This is a genomic window from Sphingobacterium arenae (genome assembly GCF_014692505.1).
In the GTDB taxonomy this organism is placed as follows: Bacteria; Bacteroidota; Bacteroidia; order Sphingobacteriales; family Sphingobacteriaceae; genus Sphingobacterium; species Sphingobacterium arenae.
Map to the genome: position 1 here is coordinate 40,596 of NZ_JACNYK010000009.1, position 15,361 is coordinate 55,956.

The 15,361-nt window shown below is 40.8% G+C and carries 14 protein-coding genes and 1 tRNA gene; 6 read left to right on the forward strand and 9 right to left on the reverse strand.

Annotated elements, in window-relative coordinates:
* The first annotated feature begins 136 nt into the window (after positions 1 to 136).
* A complete protein-coding gene (locus H8B17_RS19930; RefSeq protein WP_190311001.1) occupies positions 137 to 955 on the forward strand; it encodes an N-acetylmuramoyl-L-alanine amidase family protein in 819 nt (272 codons plus the stop codon).
* A 65-nt stretch (positions 956 to 1,020) separates the two neighbouring features.
* Positions 1,021 to 1,968, forward strand: coding sequence for an MlaD family protein (locus tag H8B17_RS19935; protein ID WP_190311002.1), 948 nt, complete (start codon positions 1,021 to 1,023; stop codon positions 1,966 to 1,968).
* On the opposite strand, the gene H8B17_RS19940 is transcribed toward H8B17_RS19935, so the two are convergent.
* The 4 genes from H8B17_RS19940 to H8B17_RS19955 form a co-directional block, all read right to left on the reverse strand.
* Positions 1,969 to 4,065, reverse strand: a complete 2,097-nt coding sequence (locus tag H8B17_RS19940; protein ID WP_223816701.1) for a S9 family peptidase — start codon at positions 4,063 to 4,065, stop codon at positions 1,969 to 1,971.
* A 439-nt stretch (positions 4,066 to 4,504) separates the two neighbouring features.
* Entirely contained in the window at positions 4,505 to 5,977 is a 1,473-nt protein-coding gene (gene creD / locus H8B17_RS19945; protein WP_190311003.1) for a cell envelope integrity protein CreD, read from the reverse strand.
* Between the two features lie 50 nt (positions 5,978 to 6,027).
* Complete coding sequence (locus tag H8B17_RS19950; RefSeq protein ID WP_223816702.1) at positions 6,028 to 6,324, reverse strand: winged helix-turn-helix domain-containing protein; 297 nt, start codon at positions 6,322 to 6,324, stop codon at positions 6,028 to 6,030.
* Positions 6,325 to 6,332: 8 nt separating this feature from the next.
* Positions 6,333 to 6,989 carry a hypothetical protein gene (locus tag H8B17_RS19955; protein WP_223816703.1) on the reverse strand — a complete coding sequence of 219 codons (657 nt, stop codon included), beginning with the start codon at positions 6,987 to 6,989 and terminating at the stop codon, positions 6,333 to 6,335.
* Positions 6,990 to 7,157: 168 nt separating this feature from the next.
* On the opposite strand from H8B17_RS19955, the gene H8B17_RS19960 reads away from it, so the two are divergent.
* From H8B17_RS19960 to H8B17_RS19970, 3 genes are all read left to right on the forward strand, one after another.
* Positions 7,158 to 7,239: transfer RNA gene (locus H8B17_RS19960), tRNA-Leu, on the forward strand.
* A gap of 72 nt (positions 7,240 to 7,311) precedes the next feature.
* Positions 7,312 to 8,655, forward strand: coding sequence for a trigger factor (locus H8B17_RS19965; protein WP_190311005.1), 1,344 nt, complete (start codon positions 7,312 to 7,314; stop codon positions 8,653 to 8,655).
* Positions 8,656 to 8,720: 65 nt separating this feature from the next.
* Positions 8,721 to 9,281, forward strand: coding sequence for a GNAT family N-acetyltransferase (locus H8B17_RS19970; protein ID WP_190311006.1), 561 nt, complete (start codon positions 8,721 to 8,723; stop codon positions 9,279 to 9,281).
* A gap of 7 nt (positions 9,282 to 9,288) precedes the next feature.
* Here the strand turns inward: H8B17_RS19970 and H8B17_RS19975 are convergent, their stop codons facing one another.
* Positions 9,289 to 10,767, reverse strand: a complete 1,479-nt coding sequence (locus H8B17_RS19975; protein ID WP_223816704.1) for a DUF3943 domain-containing protein — start codon at positions 10,765 to 10,767, stop codon at positions 9,289 to 9,291.
* Positions 10,768 to 10,855: 88 nt separating this feature from the next.
* Between H8B17_RS19975 and H8B17_RS19980 the strand changes: the two genes are divergently transcribed.
* Positions 10,856 to 11,551 (forward strand): hypothetical protein, encoded by a 696-nt coding sequence (locus H8B17_RS19980; protein ID WP_190311008.1) that lies wholly within the window; start codon positions 10,856 to 10,858, stop codon positions 11,549 to 11,551.
* Positions 11,552 to 11,556: 5 nt separating this feature from the next.
* Here H8B17_RS19980 and H8B17_RS19985 read toward each other — a convergent pair whose 3' ends face one another.
* The 4 genes from H8B17_RS19985 to H8B17_RS20000 all read right to left on the reverse strand — a co-directional run bounded on the left by H8B17_RS19985 (position 11,557) and on the right by H8B17_RS20000 (position 15,361).
* Complete coding sequence (locus H8B17_RS19985; RefSeq protein ID WP_190311009.1) at positions 11,557 to 12,153, reverse strand: RNA polymerase sigma factor; 597 nt, start codon at positions 12,151 to 12,153, stop codon at positions 11,557 to 11,559.
* A gap of 104 nt (positions 12,154 to 12,257) precedes the next feature.
* Positions 12,258 to 13,262 (reverse strand): MBL fold metallo-hydrolase, encoded by a 1,005-nt coding sequence (locus tag H8B17_RS19990; RefSeq protein WP_190311010.1) that lies wholly within the window; start codon positions 13,260 to 13,262, stop codon positions 12,258 to 12,260.
* A 46-nt stretch (positions 13,263 to 13,308) separates the two neighbouring features.
* A complete protein-coding gene (locus H8B17_RS19995; RefSeq protein WP_190311011.1) occupies positions 13,309 to 13,995 on the reverse strand; it encodes a DUF4998 domain-containing protein in 687 nt (228 codons plus the stop codon).
* A gap of 19 nt (positions 13,996 to 14,014) precedes the next feature.
* Positions 14,015 to 15,361: a DUF5000 domain-containing lipoprotein gene (locus tag H8B17_RS20000; RefSeq protein WP_190311012.1), complete on the reverse strand. Its 1,347-nt coding sequence runs from the start codon at positions 15,359 to 15,361 to the stop codon at positions 14,015 to 14,017.

Sequence of the window (15,361 nt, forward strand, 5' to 3'; positions counted from 1 at the left end):
TGTGTACTAAAACTACCTATCGGCAAAAATAGGCAAAAAAGATTTAGAAAGCATGACGGACAAACGTTAATAAAAAATAATTTTACTGTACCTTTGTACCGTATTTTAAACGAGGATATATAAGGATATAATACACATGACGAGAAATTTAAATGTAAAAAGGCTGACTTTATTTGTAGCTACGATTTTTACGTTGACGCTTACAACCTCATCCATTACCTCTTCTTCTTCCGGTCAAGATCCCAAAAGTGCCCGACAACCTCTACGTACTATCGTACTTGACGCAGGTCACGGTGGAAAAGACCCTGGTGCGAAAGGAAGAAAAGCGAATGAAAAGGATATCGCGCTAGCGGTTGCTTTAAAATTAGGCAAAAAAATTGAAGCCGAACTACCTGGTGTGAAGGTTGTCTACACACGTAAAACGGATATCTTCATACCGCTATATGAGCGCCCGGCACTAGCGAACAAACATAAAGCTGATCTTTTTATCTCCATCCATTGCAATGCGGCCGCGACTCGCCGATCTCCCGCTAGGGGAACAGAAACCTTAGTATGTGGTTATAACCGGTTAGGACAACAGGATGCTGCTATTCGAGAGAACGCTTCTATCTTATTAGAGGATAATTACGAAGAAAACTATGGCGGTTTTGATCCGAAGGATCCTTCCAGTATGATTGTCTTTCAATTGATGAAAAATCAATATCGCAGAGAGAGTATCAAGCTTGCTTCTTTGATGCAGGATAAATTTTCAACTTCTCGTCGGCCGGACAGGGGAGTAAAAGAGCAATCCCTCGCCGTACTTTCTACCGCAGGTATGCCGGCTGTATTGACGGAACTTGGTTTCATGAGCAGCTCCACTGAAGAAGATTACATGTTGTCAACAGGAGGTCAAAAAGAGATTGTGCAAAACTTATTCGACGCAATAAAAACGTATAAAACAGCGGCAGAACGATAAACATTTGTTACATTCGTTTGTTGTTAAACGTATAATGAATTTAATTTATCCAAGCTAGACATATTTTGAAGATTTCAAACGAAACAAAAGTAGGCATCATTACCGTAGTTGCACTCGCCTTATTGTTTATAGGCTATAACTTTTTGAAGGGAAATGATGTTTTTTCCAGAGAAAAGGAGTTTTACACGGATTATGATAATGTGGATGGCTTAACGATTTCGAAACCCGTAGTTGTCAGCGGCTACCAAATTGGTCGTGTGTCGGAGATGCGACTTCTAGAAAATGGTAAGATCCGTACGCATTTTAAAATAAAGAATGAATATGAAATACCTTCCAATACGGTTGCCCGCATTGTAAGTGCCGACTTACTAGGCAGTAAGGCTATCGTATTTGAGCTGGGTAACAGCACCACCTTAGCAAAAAGTGGAGATCCCCTGCTCTCGGATGTACAAGCCAACTTATTGGAAAAAGTGGAGCCGTTACAATTAAAGGTCGAAAACCTCGTCGTGAAGTTAGATTCTGTCCTTTCTGCAGTTAATACAGCATTAGACAAGGAATTTCAGCGTGATTTTAAAAACAGCCTACATAGTATTTCTGTTTCATTGCGAAACATGGAGGCCATCACCAGCGATGTCGAAGGATTGATGGGGTCCGAAAAAATCCGATTCGCCAGGATTATGCAAAATCTAGAATCTATTACGGGAAACTTCAAAAAGAATAACGCCAAAATAAACAATATCCTTGCCAATCTGGACAGCCTATCCGACGATCTTGCCAAAACGGAAATAAAAGCGACGATTGACAATGCTACCCAAGTGATGAAAAACGTGGAAGTTATTACCACTAAAATCAATAATGGAGAAGGTTCTATCGGCTTACTATTACACGACGATAACCTCTACAACAACCTTAATAGTGCTTCCGAAAATCTGGATAACTTAATTAAAGATGTAGAGGAAAGGCCTGGCAAATATATCCGTCTAAGTATTTTTGGAAAAAAGGACACGAAATAATTATAGTGTCTCCTTTAACCAACTAAAAAATTCCCGTTGCCACACCAATGCATTATGTCCGGATAGTACCCAATGGTTTTCCTCGGGAAGATAGACTAGACGACTTTTGATATTTTTCAACTGAGCAGCTTGGAAAGCGGCTAAGCCTTGTCCAATAGGAACACGGTAATCTTTCCCACCCTGAAAAATCAGAATAGGCGTATCCCACTTATCGATATGCGTTAGGGGATTAAAGTCAGTATAGGTCTTTGCATTGTTCTTATCCCAATAGGGGCCACCTAAATCGTGATTAGCAAAAAATAATTCTTCCGTGGTTCCGTACCAGGAAGTCATGTCAAACAATCCACAATGCGAAATAAACGACTTAAACCGTCCCTCATGAACACCGGCTAACATAAAAGCAGAATATCCTCCATAGCTAGCCCCGACTACCCCTAGGCGTTCTCGGTCTACATAAGATTCTTTTGCGAGATCATCAATTGCTGAAAGATAATCACGTATAGGCTGGCCACCCCAATCCTTTGATATATCCGCGTTCCATTCCACACCCCATCCCGGCATCCCCCTTCTATTCGGCATAATAACAATATAGCCTTGCGACGCCATCAATTGAAAATTCCACCGATAGGAATACGTTTGCGTTAAAGCTGATTGCGGTCCTCCTTGACAATAAAGCAAAGTAGGATATTTCTTCGAGGGATCGAAATCAGGCGGATAGATAACCCAAGAGAACAGCTCTTTACCATCGGAGGCTTCCGTCAAACGCCTCTCCACTTTCGTTTCAGCCAGATCATTGAAAATATCATCATTCACCTTGGTAATAGCGACCAGTGTTTTCTTTTTGAAATCATACTTATAGACCTCTGTCGCACGTGTCATGGTCGTAGACGCCACGACCAGACCACCATCTACCTCTTCGACAATACCGGCGATATCAAACTCACCATCACTGATCTGCGTTATTTTAGACGATGTATTCCGGGCAGAATTTTTCGGTAACGCTATTTCAAACAGCTGTACCGTTCCACGAACCGGAGCCGTAAAATATATCTTCCTGCCATCTTTGCTCCATATATAGGAATTAACCGTTCCGTCCCAATGTGCTGTCAAATTTTTGCGCTGTGTTGTTGCCTTATCAAAAAGGATAATATCATTTTTATCCGCTTCGTAACCATCGGTTTTCATACTCAACCAAGCCAACTGCTGTCCAGTTGGACTATATACAGGATGTGTATCATAACCGTTCATCCCCTCTGTAATATTGATAGTTCCTTTGTTCTCCAGATCGTATCGGTATATATCCGTATTCGTGCTGGAGGCATATTCCTTACCAAATCTCTTCTTACATACATATAGCACGGCCTTGCTATCTGGACTCCATGTAAAATCTTCTGCACCACCAAACGGCGCTTGCGGACTATAAAAAGGCTCTCCTTTTAAGATATCCAACGGCACTCCTATCTTACCATTATCATAAGTAGCAATAAATGGATGATTAAAACGACCGTCATTAAAAGTATCCCAATGCCGGTAGTCTAAATCATCATAAATATAGACATCTGATTTCGTCAAGTCGCTGTATTTATCTTTACTGTGGTAAGGATGAATGAGTACTGCCCGACTAAATAGAATATGTTTCCCATCGGGGGATAGCTTTACGTTTTCCAAGCCTCCTTCTAGATCTGTTAGTTGTTTCGTTTCACCTCCCGTTAACGGTTTGGACCATAGTTGACCCTTATATAGATAAATGACTTCGCCGTTTTCTTTTATCTGAACGACAGATTCACCGCCTTCTTCCTGCGTGAATTGGACAGGATCCCCTCCTTGTATTGGAATGACATAGAGGTTTTTTTCTGATTTATTCTCGCCGAACGTATAATTGGATACGCCATACACCAGCCATTTGCCATCTGCCGATAGCCCTTCTGCTGATACACGCCCTAATTCCCACAGTTTTTCCGGGGTCATCACTTCTTTCTTCAAATGATATACTTTATTTGTTGTTACCGGTCTTTTTACTCTCATATTCGAATTCTCCTGTCCAAAAGACAAGGTACTCGCTAGCATAGCACAGGCTAAAATTGAAATTTTATCCATAAGGTTTGCGCTTTTTTTTGTTGCAAGATAGGAAATGTAGCTTCGATTTAAAAATCAAAGGTTTTCTTTAAATGTTTTTATGCCGCTCAAGCCGCGGCAGGGCTTATACTTTTTTTCTCTCAAAAAAAGTATACAAAAAAAATCGTCGCTTCAGCTATTTGAGATAGTGGATGGTACTAAGGATGAATCTCTACATACCTCAAATAGCTGGATGCGACAAATAAAGTTAAGGAGGGGTCATGCAATTGTATTACCCCATCCTTAACCTTAAAATGCCGCATCCGAATGTTTTACAACTGTACAGACTAATTTTTAGCACTATCCCAAATGTAAAACATTCGAAGCGGCGAGGTTTATGGACAAGTGTTCATTTTGGTGTCCATGAGCTCTCTTTGTTCAGTTTTGCTTCTTTTTCACGGGGAAAAAGAAGAGAAGAAAGTTATTTCTTTTCAAACTGATACCAATTCACCCGAGTGGATAGTTTCATCAATAGAGCCAAAATGACAAACACACCTATTGTACCGACAATCAATGAATAGTCCTGCAGTTGCATCAATGAGAAAATAAAGATGTAGAAAGCGGAAAGAATACCGCTGAAAATAAATGCAATCTTTTTCTCTTTGGTAATGCCAAAGAGAAACGAGGAAATGAGTATAATCGTCGCTAACGCAGCAATCAGATAGCCAAAGTTAAATCCGATATGCTCACTTAATGCCAATAGCAATGAATAAAACAACACCATGGCACAACCAATCAATACATATTGAACAATATGAACTCGTTGCTTTTTAATGACTTCGGTAAAGAACAAGGAAGTAAACGTCAAGAGTACCACCAAAATACCATATTTGGCAACACGCGTTGTCTTCTGATAATTATTTACAGATTCCAGAAAATTGACTTGTACCATATCCTGCTCTGTAGATAGCTGCACATTTGCTCCTGTAGAAGAAACGCTAGGTTCCGGTATAACAGCCACAGGATAGTCTACATCTGTAACTTCATAGTTTGTTACTTGGTACATATTACCTCGCGCCCCTTTCCATTGCTGTGGAAATTTTCGGCTGAAGCTGGGGATACGCCATTTGGCGACAAAATCCTGTTGTGAAATTGTTCTATCCTCCGGCAAAAATCCGCCGTTAAAGCTGGGGTTTTCCCAGATACCGGAAACGATTATACTGGTCTCATTGCTTGTTGGAAAAACAGTCAGACTGCGCGAGCCCCGGATATCTAAATTTATCTCAAATTGGTTTTTGGTTGATCTATCCGACAAATCTACGTTGGCAACCATGGTTTGTTCAAAGAGCGAAACATCGGTGTTACCGACTTCAAACTCCGCGTCCGCTGCCCCCATATTTAATTTTGGAACAGCTTTTACTCCTTTCAGATCACTTAGTCCAATAAATACCTTTCCTTTTTCCCAAGCTAGATCTTCCGGATTTAAATCCAATTTTGCCAAGTCTATTTCATCGAATTCACCACGTAGCGCAACCGTTGCGTTATAAACCACCGTTTGATAGATTCCGCGCTTCAAATAGGTAGGTTCCACTGTAGATTTCACATCGAGCTTTTTGGAAACGAGAAAGACATAATCTTTTTCGACATGTTTTTCTACCTTGATCTCACCTTTTTCATCGGTTGTATTCACGTTATACGAATGGGTATAAGGTATTCCAATAATAGGTCCGGAAACAACTTGCTTATTACCCCATTTGCTCGCTATTTCATTACTGACAGCTTGATCCCTATTTTTACGTTCCCTTATTAAATCCTTCACGCTCTCCATAGGAATAAGTAAGAGGAGAACTAAAAAAAGAATAATTCCTAATTTTAAGATGACAGAATTAGCTAACCGTTCAAAAAAGGTAGGTTGAGACGGTGGAAATGCGGGGGGAGTGTTTTGATTTTCCATTTTTTTGTTTTTAAAAGAACTTTGAATTTCAAAGTATGTGAATAAAAAAATTATTTATACTGCTGTTTTATTAAATTTTCTAATGCTGTTAAATGATTCTCGAAAGCTTTCGCCCCTTTTTCCGTCCGCTTATATCGCGTATTAGGTTTTCTATCAACAAAACTCTTCTCTATACTTATATACCCCTCTTTCTCCAGCGTTTTCAAGTTGGATGCCAGATTGCCATCGGTCACCTCCAACATTTCCTTAAGCGAAGTGAAATCATACGAATCGTTAGCCATCAGCACACTCATGATTTGCAGGCGTATACGATTTTCGAATACCTTATCATATAGAGAAAAATCCAACCCCACTATTATTCGTATCTTCTATGTACAATAAAACCATAAATGATGTGTAATACACCAAATCCAAATGCCCAAAACCATAACCCATATCCTGGAAACAGTAAGGCCAATAACCCTAATAGAATCTCCAATATACCTAACCAGCGTACTTCTTTAAACGTGTAAATACCTCCAGATGTTAAAGACAGACCATAAAAAATAAGCAGTGTTGCACCTATTAAACTGAAATAACCTTTCGAAAGCAGTACTAAGGAGAACAGCCCTCCTGTCATCAATGGAATAACCATAGCCAGCAGCATCGCTTTACTGGACGAATTCCAAATAAGTTGACGGCTCTTCTTCGCTTTTCTTCGTGCCATCCATAGACCTGTCGTTAATGAGGCGATTAGAACAACCAATGCGATACCGATTAAGTTATTGATAACCGCTGGTTCCGTGACGTAATGATCCCTATAATCGAAACCACTATCAAAACCATACACCACGATGTAACCCGCCGCAGCGCCAAGCAGCGCATAAATACCGATCAGTACCCCGGAAAGCCCCGAAATAGACAACACTTTGGACGATTTTTCCATCATGGAGCGGATATGCCCAATTTCTTTTATCAAATCTTGTTGATCCATATGCATATTCATGTAGCTGCTTTCCTCCATTCTAATCATTTTTCATCGTATCCGATTAAAGTACTTTGAAAAACAAAGTAAATGAATACAAAGCACTTATGCAAGGTAAAAATGTCTTTTTTTACTTTTTATAAAATAATCAAAAAAAATCTTGCAAGATAAGAGGAGGCTTACTATCTTTGTGCCACAATAAAAGTCCTAATAACTGCGGAAGTGGCGTAATTGGTAGCCGCACCAGACTTAGGATCTGGCGCCGCAAGGCGTGGGGGTTCGAGTCCCTTCTTCCGCACTTGATATCCTCCCGAACTTAATAAACTCGGGAGGATTTTTTTTGTAAAATGCGTAAAAGCGAAACGAGAGTATGAATATTTCACACGAAACAGTTGATAATATCAACGCGAACATCAAGGTTGAACTAGCGCCCGAAGATTACAACCCTTCGGTAGATAAAGCTATTAAAGAACAAGCAAAAAAGGCTAAATTACCAGGTTTCCGTCCAGGAATGGTTCCAGTAGGTCACATCAGACGCACTTACGGAAAATCAATTTTATTTGATGAAATCAATAAATTGATAAACGATAAGATTTCGGAGTATATTAGTGAGAACAAGTTGGAAGTTTTAGGGCAACCTCTTCCAGCAGAAAGTGACGCGGATGCGCAGTACAGTTGGGATTTTAACGATACATTCACTTTCACATACGAAATCGGTCTTGCTCCTGAATTCGAAACTCCGTTCGCTAAAGAAACAGAATTTACAACTTACGATATCAAGGCGGACGATGCAACATTAGCGGAACGCGTTAAAAATCTTCGTCGCAGCTATGGCAAAATGACTAACCCCGAGGTTTCGGAAGAAGGGGATGTCCTATATGGTACATTGAAACAAGTCAAAGAAGAGGGTATTGAAAAAACGACATCTGTACGCACCGACATTATTGAAGATGCGAAAACGAAGAAGGCATTAGTTGGCTTAAAACAGGATGATACCGCTAAAATCGACATCAAAAAAGCATTTAAGGTAGCCGATACTGCACGTATTCTAGGTATTACTGAAGACGAGGCTGAGAACTTGGACGTAACAAAGTTTGAGTTGACGGTTAAGAACATCAACCGTTTGGAAGAGGCAGACTTAAACCAAGAGTTCTTTGATAAGCTATTCCCTGCAGGTGACGTAACCAAGGAAGAAGAATTCGAAGCGAAAGTAAAAGAAGAAGTAGAAGGTCTTTTCAAACAAAATGCGGATCAGAAGTTACGTAACGACATGTATACGTATGGCATGGAAAAAATAGATGTCAAATTCCCCGAGACCTTTTTGAAAAAATGGTTGAAGGCAACAAATACGAATATTTCTGACGAGGAACTGGAAGAGGGTTTTGCTGACTTTTTAAGTAACTTGAAGTGGACAATTATTGAAAACCGCATCGTCACAGCTAACAATCTAGAGGTTAAATATGACGAAGTGATTAACTTAGCAAAAGAACGTATCTATTCGCAAATCAAGATGTACAACATCAACGACGAGCCTACAGATGAACAACTAGGTCAGTATGCTCTTCAATTATTACAAGACAGAGAACAAGCAAACCGTCTTTTTGAAGAAGCTAAAGCGTTGAAGGTGTTTGATTACCTGAAGGAAAACGTGAAGCTAAAAGCACAGGAGATCTCTTATGTAGATTTCGAAAAATTGGATAAAGACAGTAACTAAGGGTCTTAGAAAACAATGACCACAAACAAAGGCTATCTTTTTTGGGTAGCCTTTGCTATTTTTGTATGATGATACGGATTAGAAAAGCCCAGCCCAGCGATGCAGGTGCGATAGCACCCATCATGTTGACCGCCATGGAAGAGATTATTTATTATTTTATTGGTGAATCGGATCGACAGAAAGCGATTGCCTTTTTAGTACATCATATCGCTCAACCAGGAAATCAATATAGCTATGAACATATCATCGTAGCGGAAGAAGATGAAGAAATTGTCGGGCAAATCTGTCTTTATTCAGGGGATTCATTAGAACAATTACGGGCACCCGTTCTTTCTTATTTACGGATGCATTATAACCGGGAACCAAACCTAGGTCAGGAAACGCAGGGTGGGGAAATTTACATCGACACAATCGCGGTATCACCAATTGCACAGGGAAGAGGCATTGGAAAAACACTATTGCTTTACGTTATCGACCTTTTCGTGCACAGATATAGTGAGGTATTGGGATTATTGGTAGACAAAAATAACCCTAAAGCAAAGGAGCTTTATGTAAACATGGGTTTCAAACCTATAAAGGATGTCCATCTATTTGGAAAAGAACTGCAGCATATGCAGTATTCATAAAAACATATTAGAATCTAACATTATACCCAATTGACAACCGTCCAAATGGAAAACTTCGATTGAAGTCGGGATATTGTTCTTCCTCAAAGTGTCCTTCCAACGCGAAGTAGCCAGAGCTGACATTTAGTGAAAAATTTTTGACGAGCCGCAAATTGGCTTCCAATGTTCCTGCATGTAAAATATAATAGGATTCATTACCGCTAATGGTGAAAAAGACACCACCATTATAATCACCGGTAATGAGTAGGCGATTCAGTAAACTTAACTCAGCATGGTAGCGGTACCCTGCTCCTGAACCATAATTGTAATTCCGACTGGCTCCATACAGCAAATAAGGATCTGGTACAGCCGCCAACAATATAGCACCAACGCCCACACTCATGTTTAGGCGGTTTTGTTTTTTATAACGGAATTCTGAATTCCAATTGTAGGCCAAACTTTGCGCGCCATAGAAAAATGCATCGTTGTTATAGAAATCATAATTAGCACTCAGTGTACCGTGATGATCACCATGCTTGGTTTCAAAGAATTTATTCCCGTACAAGAGCGCATGCACATTAACTGCGTTGATAAATGTGCTGTCTCCCTTTCCAAATTCCAAGTTTACATAAAACTGATCGAACGGTCGTTTTATATTTTCGGGGCCATTACTGTACCATAACCTGAGCCGACCATAGGATCCGTTTTTCCCTCGCTCCACAATATCCCCTTCTTGCGCATCGAAGCGCCGGATACCGATATTTACTTCAGTCCATATCGTAGAGGAATCAACTGCATTATAGGCATCTACTTTCCCCCATTTTCCGTCCAGCAAACGATTTAGACCATTCACTGGATTAACAAAAAAGGCACCTATTTCATTTGAAACACGTGAACGACGGTGCCGATTTCCTCGTCCCAAAATATTACGCGCAATCCGGTGTGTCATCTCTCCCAAGATAATTCCACCATACGTGGTATTTACTAAATCGTTAATAGAAGGGGCTTGTGTTTCACCGCCGGTTTCCCAAAGATAACTCCCAGCGAAGGTGGCCAGACTGGATTGATAAAAGCTATAACCGTTGCTCCTGAAAGCATTAAAATATAGCTGTCCGTGATAAGGATGATCTAAATGATTTGTCGTAAACTGATTATCATCCCAATCCCAAGCAGATAATCGTTGATGGTTGATGAAATTTTTTAAACTGATGTAGGAATACGGGTCTTTCGTTATAAACCGATTAAAAGTAGCAGGAACGATATTGGCAATGAGCCACTCGGAACCGGCACGCAAAAAGTTCTTTTCTCGTTTAGGTTCTTGGGTGGTACGAGCGAAATGGAGTGGCAAATCTGCTTGAAAACGTTTCCCCCAGCGAGCCTGCCTACTGGTGTCCAGCAGCTGTACAGTCGTGTCAACATGGTGCAAAGTACCAAAATGCTGGGCATCAGCATGGCTCCTAAAAAAGGCTAAAATGGTCAACAAGAAACAATAACGTATCAATCTCATTATTATCTTAAACGCACAAAGGTATAATTTGTGTGAACATGTTCTCGTATAATTTGTTATTTTTATGTAGAACCAACATAGACATATCATGAAGAAATTAATTTTATCAACTGTTTTAATGCTTATTGCCACACTAATTATGGCACAAACTTCGTCAAATCTGAAAGGTGTATATACAACGAAAAAAGGCGGTATGAATATCGTTTGGATGTTTATTGATGGATATTCTTCTCAGATTACCTACAAAGATGACGCTTATGTATCGACCTTTGGTGGCCCTTACGCCTATCAAGATGGAACACTAAACATTCAGATTGAATATAATGATGTCGATGCGAGTATGATTGGCCAAACAGAAAGCTTCGCTTTGACTGCAAATACGGACGGTTTACAAGAACAAGCCGGATCGACATGGAAAAAGGTACTGGCTAAGGCCCAAGATTTGGATGGGTTGTGGCGGATAACCGGACGAAAACAAGGCGACAATCTTGTTCAAATACACCAAAGTGGCACACGAAAAACCATTAAGCTCTTAGTGGATGGCTATTTCCAATGGGTAGCTATAGATCCGGGAGCGAAGACTTTTTCCGGTACGGGAGGTGGACATTATACGTTTACCGATGGAAAATATAGTGAGTATATTCTCTTTTTCTCTCGAGATAATTCCCGTGTCGGAGCTCGTTTAAGCTTTGATGGTGAATTGAAAGATGGTGCTTGGCACCATAGTGGTTTGAGCTCAAAAGGTGATCCTATATATGAAATTTGGAGTAGAGATAAAAAGTAAAAGGATTAAAAATTAGTCAGGAATGTACACACTAAAAACGTGGTATAAAAACTGATATCTTTTTCTTTAAAGATCAGACGTAAAGCTGAAAGGGCTTTTGACCTGGCAAAGTATACATTGTTCGCGGTGGTTCCTAAGGTCTCACAAATTTCCAGTGTACCCAGTCCCTCAAGATAAGACAGGCGAAACACTTCTGCCTGCTGTGTCGGGAGCTTGTCCAACTCTGCAACAATCTGATCAATCAGTTCTGTATAGATGATATGCGTGAGTATATCTGTCCTCGTCTCTACCATGTCCCGCAACAACTCTTCCCGTAAATCAACTGTTTTATGATACGAAGAACCTATATGATTATAACAGGCATTGCGGATCGTCAGGTACAGAAAAGATTTGATTGCTTCTACAGATACGGCCTTTTCACGTCCTTGCCACAACTTATAAAATGACTCAGAAACAATCTCCTCCGAAGCCTCCCTATTTTTGGTAATTTTATATGCAAAAAAACGCAACTGTTCGCCATACTGCAACATAAAAAACAGTAGTCCGTCTTCTTCACCGGCTCGTAGCATATCAAGGTATTTTCTGCTCTCTAATAATTGCATTTCAGGTTTTTCATATCTAGTATAAAAACAGAAGCAAAATAACAAAAATAAATATGACTAGCCTGAGAATGAGCCGTTATGTTTTTGTTAAGAAAAGTTACTTTTCATCTAATCAGTTTTCCATTCTTCCAAACCATCTGCTCGCCCCAAAAAGGCATAATCGTATTTTCGCAGTTTACGCCGGCAAGATGCTTCAAGGTCTGCGTGATAGACGCTTGCCCCTTCGGTTCATGTCGTAGTTCGATCAGATGCGATAATACCGCATATTTTGGATTAACCAATCCCTCCGCAGTGCCTATAATATCATTTTCCCTTGGTGCACCCCAACGCAAGATCAGCATATCGACATCACCCTGTACATTAGCGAATCGATCGGATTCAAAACCAGAATCTCCACAATGTAACAGCGAGAAGCCTCCCCCATCGGCACCGCAATCTATACGCAAGGACATCACGAAATCGGGAAGTTTAGGACTTCTTAAATGACTGGAAATATCTGTTCGGACGGTAAACTTACCAATCTGATAACTTGTAGCCGTTGTTGACAAATACTCCGCACAGCCTTTATAGAAATTTGTAATGACTGGTTTACCGGCTTTTGTCATTGCTTCCATAAGCTTCACATGCGCGTGATCACCATGGTTATGCGTGATACAAAGAAAATCCAGATAAGGTTCCAATTGCTCGGCCAATCGGTGTTCTACATCGATACCAAAACAGCCAGAGGGGGTCTTTACGACAAATCCCATGTTATACAATAACCAAACCCGGGCTGTTCCCTTTTTTAACTTGGTCTTCTTCACCTCATCCAGCACTTTATCGAAAGCTTCCCGATAACAGTAGATCATCGGAACTTCTTTTTCCATTTGCTCAGCTTCGTCTTCCGTCTTGGCTAAATAGGCTTTAAAGGTACTAGCTTCCAAACGATCCGAATAGCGCTGAAACTGATGTAAAAAGGCTAACCGTTTCTCATCCAGGCGCAAAGGCGATGTTTTGCGGAATGCCGCCATAGAGTCTATGGCGGTATTGGTGGCATATTCAAGTTTCTGCGTAAAACCGGGCTGCACGGTCATGATAACCACAATCAACGTGGTGAGTATATTTTTCATGGTCCATATTCTTTTATTCATCATCATTTTCATCGTCCGAAAGAGTTTAAGGAATAACCGACTCCAGATAGCTTGGCGTCACGAGTGTATCAATATCACTTTCATTAATTAGATATCGTGTTTTACTCCGCACGAACCCTCCGGGTTTAGCATCATGCAGCTCTAAGCGTTCTACGACACGCACCTCTTCCGTAAACTGTCCGTTGCTCTGCTCGTAACTGACCAAATTATCTACAACCCCTACCCGATTATCGAATTCGATCGTTTGACCATCAGAAATAAATCGAGGCATGACGTGCAACAATGTTCCTACATAATTCGGACCATACACAAAACCTCCTTGATCCGTCAGCAATGACCTGTTTCCAAAAGCATCCACATTCCACGCCTCGATCAAAACATTCCCTTCAATACCGGACATATCCAATTCAGCATAATAACTGGCCAAATCTTCCTCATAGTTTTCCGGCACATAATTCACCTTTACCGAATCCGGATTACCCGAAGCAGCGTTCCATCTCAACACGCAGTGTGCTCTGTTCACATCCTCCACAGGTAGAATTCGAACACCTACTTTTTCATAACCTGATTTCACTTCCAATTCTGCAATTTTTCCTGCATATACAATCGGTCCGTTTTTGATGTGCTGATTCAGCAATTCATCCGCGTCATCACAGCTTATTGCCGTAAACACCAACAAGCCTATTGTCATTTGTTTTATATAGTTATACATTGTCAACATTCTTTTTTGATTAATAATACTTCAATACCTCCCCAAACATTTTGAACTCATTGATGGTATAGAAGTTCTCGTTTGCCGTATAACTTTCCATAAGTTGAAGCCGCATATAACGGAACGATGCCGTAGGAGTTGCCTCTGGGTTTACGTTGTCCTCGGAGATAGCGTATTCCTGTCTGTTATAAAAATAATCAGTCTCTTCCTGCGTGATACTTGCTGAATTGGCCGGCATCTTACCTTCGTATTCACCAATTAACGTCCACCCTTCTGGAAAATTAGACCAACGCGATGCATTGGCATCATCGGTTCCCCAGATTCTGAACCGCTTTACACTCGACCGAGAATACAGGTAACTAGACGATGGACGTGGGTAAAGTTGCACACGACTAAGTCGTAAATCTTGGCGCAAGTCAAACGTTACGTAAACATCGTCGATATATGTACGTTGCCCATCCGAAGATTCCTCGTAAAACTTACGCGCCAAAAAGTTATTTGCGGTCGTTACGCCGTTAAACATGGTTATCGGCGCAAAGCCTGCACTGTGGGTGGTGGCATCGTTTAGCAAACCTGTTACCGGATCAACTCCAAATTCTGCAAAATCTTTACTTGTTGTCCCATAAGTTGGATTGAAATAAGTAACTGCCTCTACCAAATTATAATCAATGATATCTTCCTTAAAAGGAGTGATCATTTCGATCAGGGTATCCGTCCGATTACCCCACTTATCCGACAACGCAAATCCAAAGGTTTGCTCCACATTATCGTATTGTCTCAAATAAGTAGCTGTATTGAGGGAATCCGAACTATAAATCGTTTTAGAAGGATCTTCAATCAACGTTTTCTCCCCCAGTTGTATTTCATCTTCCGTCAACACATGGATCGCAAAAGGCAAAGCCTCTTTGTTGTCCCATTCCAGTTTTACACCACCAAAAGCCGGCGTAGCCAACAAACTTGCCCGGGCGACCTCCACCGGCGACAACAAAGGCTTATCGCGTACTTGCGTAATATCCGATCTGTTGCCGCTTTCATCCATGACCGCCAAATCCACCGTAACTTCATTAGTCCCGGTAAAACCTTCCACCAAAATCGTATTGCTATAACGCGACACTTTGAACTCCACCTCATTGCCCATCTTATTGATATAGGTAGCCACCACCTGTGCGTGATTCGGGTTTCCGGCGGGCAAACTAAAATGAATTTCTAAGGCTCCGGCCATCGGCACCACACGGTTCACCGTCAATTTTTCGGGTGTGTCCGTACCAAAATTGGGCTGTTCGATTCCTAAATAGGAGTCCATGCAGGAGACCGCCATCATACTGATAATCAGCACGAGGGTTGCGTATATTCTATTGCTTTTCAT

Coding starts and splice junctions, on each gene's coding strand:
- H8B17_RS20000 (WP_190311012.1), bottom strand. CDS start 15,361: ATGAAAAGCAATAGAATATACGCAACCCTCGTGCTGATTATCAGTATG.
- H8B17_RS19970 (WP_190311006.1), top strand. CDS start 8,721: ATGATGATACGGATTAGAAAAGCCCAGCCCAGCGATGCAGGTGCGATA.
- H8B17_RS19955 (WP_223816703.1), bottom strand. CDS start 6,989: ATGATTAGAATGGAGGAAAGCAGCTACATGAATATGCATATGGATCAA.
- H8B17_RS19985 (WP_190311009.1), bottom strand. CDS start 12,153: ATGCAATTATTAGAGAGCAGAAAATACCTTGATATGCTACGAGCCGGT.
- H8B17_RS19930 (WP_190311001.1), top strand. CDS start 137: ATGACGAGAAATTTAAATGTAAAAAGGCTGACTTTATTTGTAGCTACG.
- H8B17_RS19965 (WP_190311005.1), top strand. CDS start 7,312: ATGAATATTTCACACGAAACAGTTGATAATATCAACGCGAACATCAAG.
- H8B17_RS19975 (WP_223816704.1), bottom strand. CDS start 10,767: ATGAGATTGATACGTTATTGTTTCTTGTTGACCATTTTAGCCTTTTTT.
- H8B17_RS19940 (WP_223816701.1), bottom strand. CDS start 4,065: ATGGATAAAATTTCAATTTTAGCCTGTGCTATGCTAGCGAGTACCTTG.
- creD (WP_190311003.1), bottom strand. CDS start 5,977: ATGGAAAATCAAAACACTCCCCCCGCATTTCCACCGTCTCAACCTACC.
- H8B17_RS19990 (WP_190311010.1), bottom strand. CDS start 13,262: ATGAAAAATATACTCACCACGTTGATTGTGGTTATCATGACCGTGCAG.
- H8B17_RS19995 (WP_190311011.1), bottom strand. CDS start 13,995: ATGTATAACTATATAAAACAAATGACAATAGGCTTGTTGGTGTTTACG.
- H8B17_RS19980 (WP_190311008.1), top strand. CDS start 10,856: ATGAAGAAATTAATTTTATCAACTGTTTTAATGCTTATTGCCACACTA.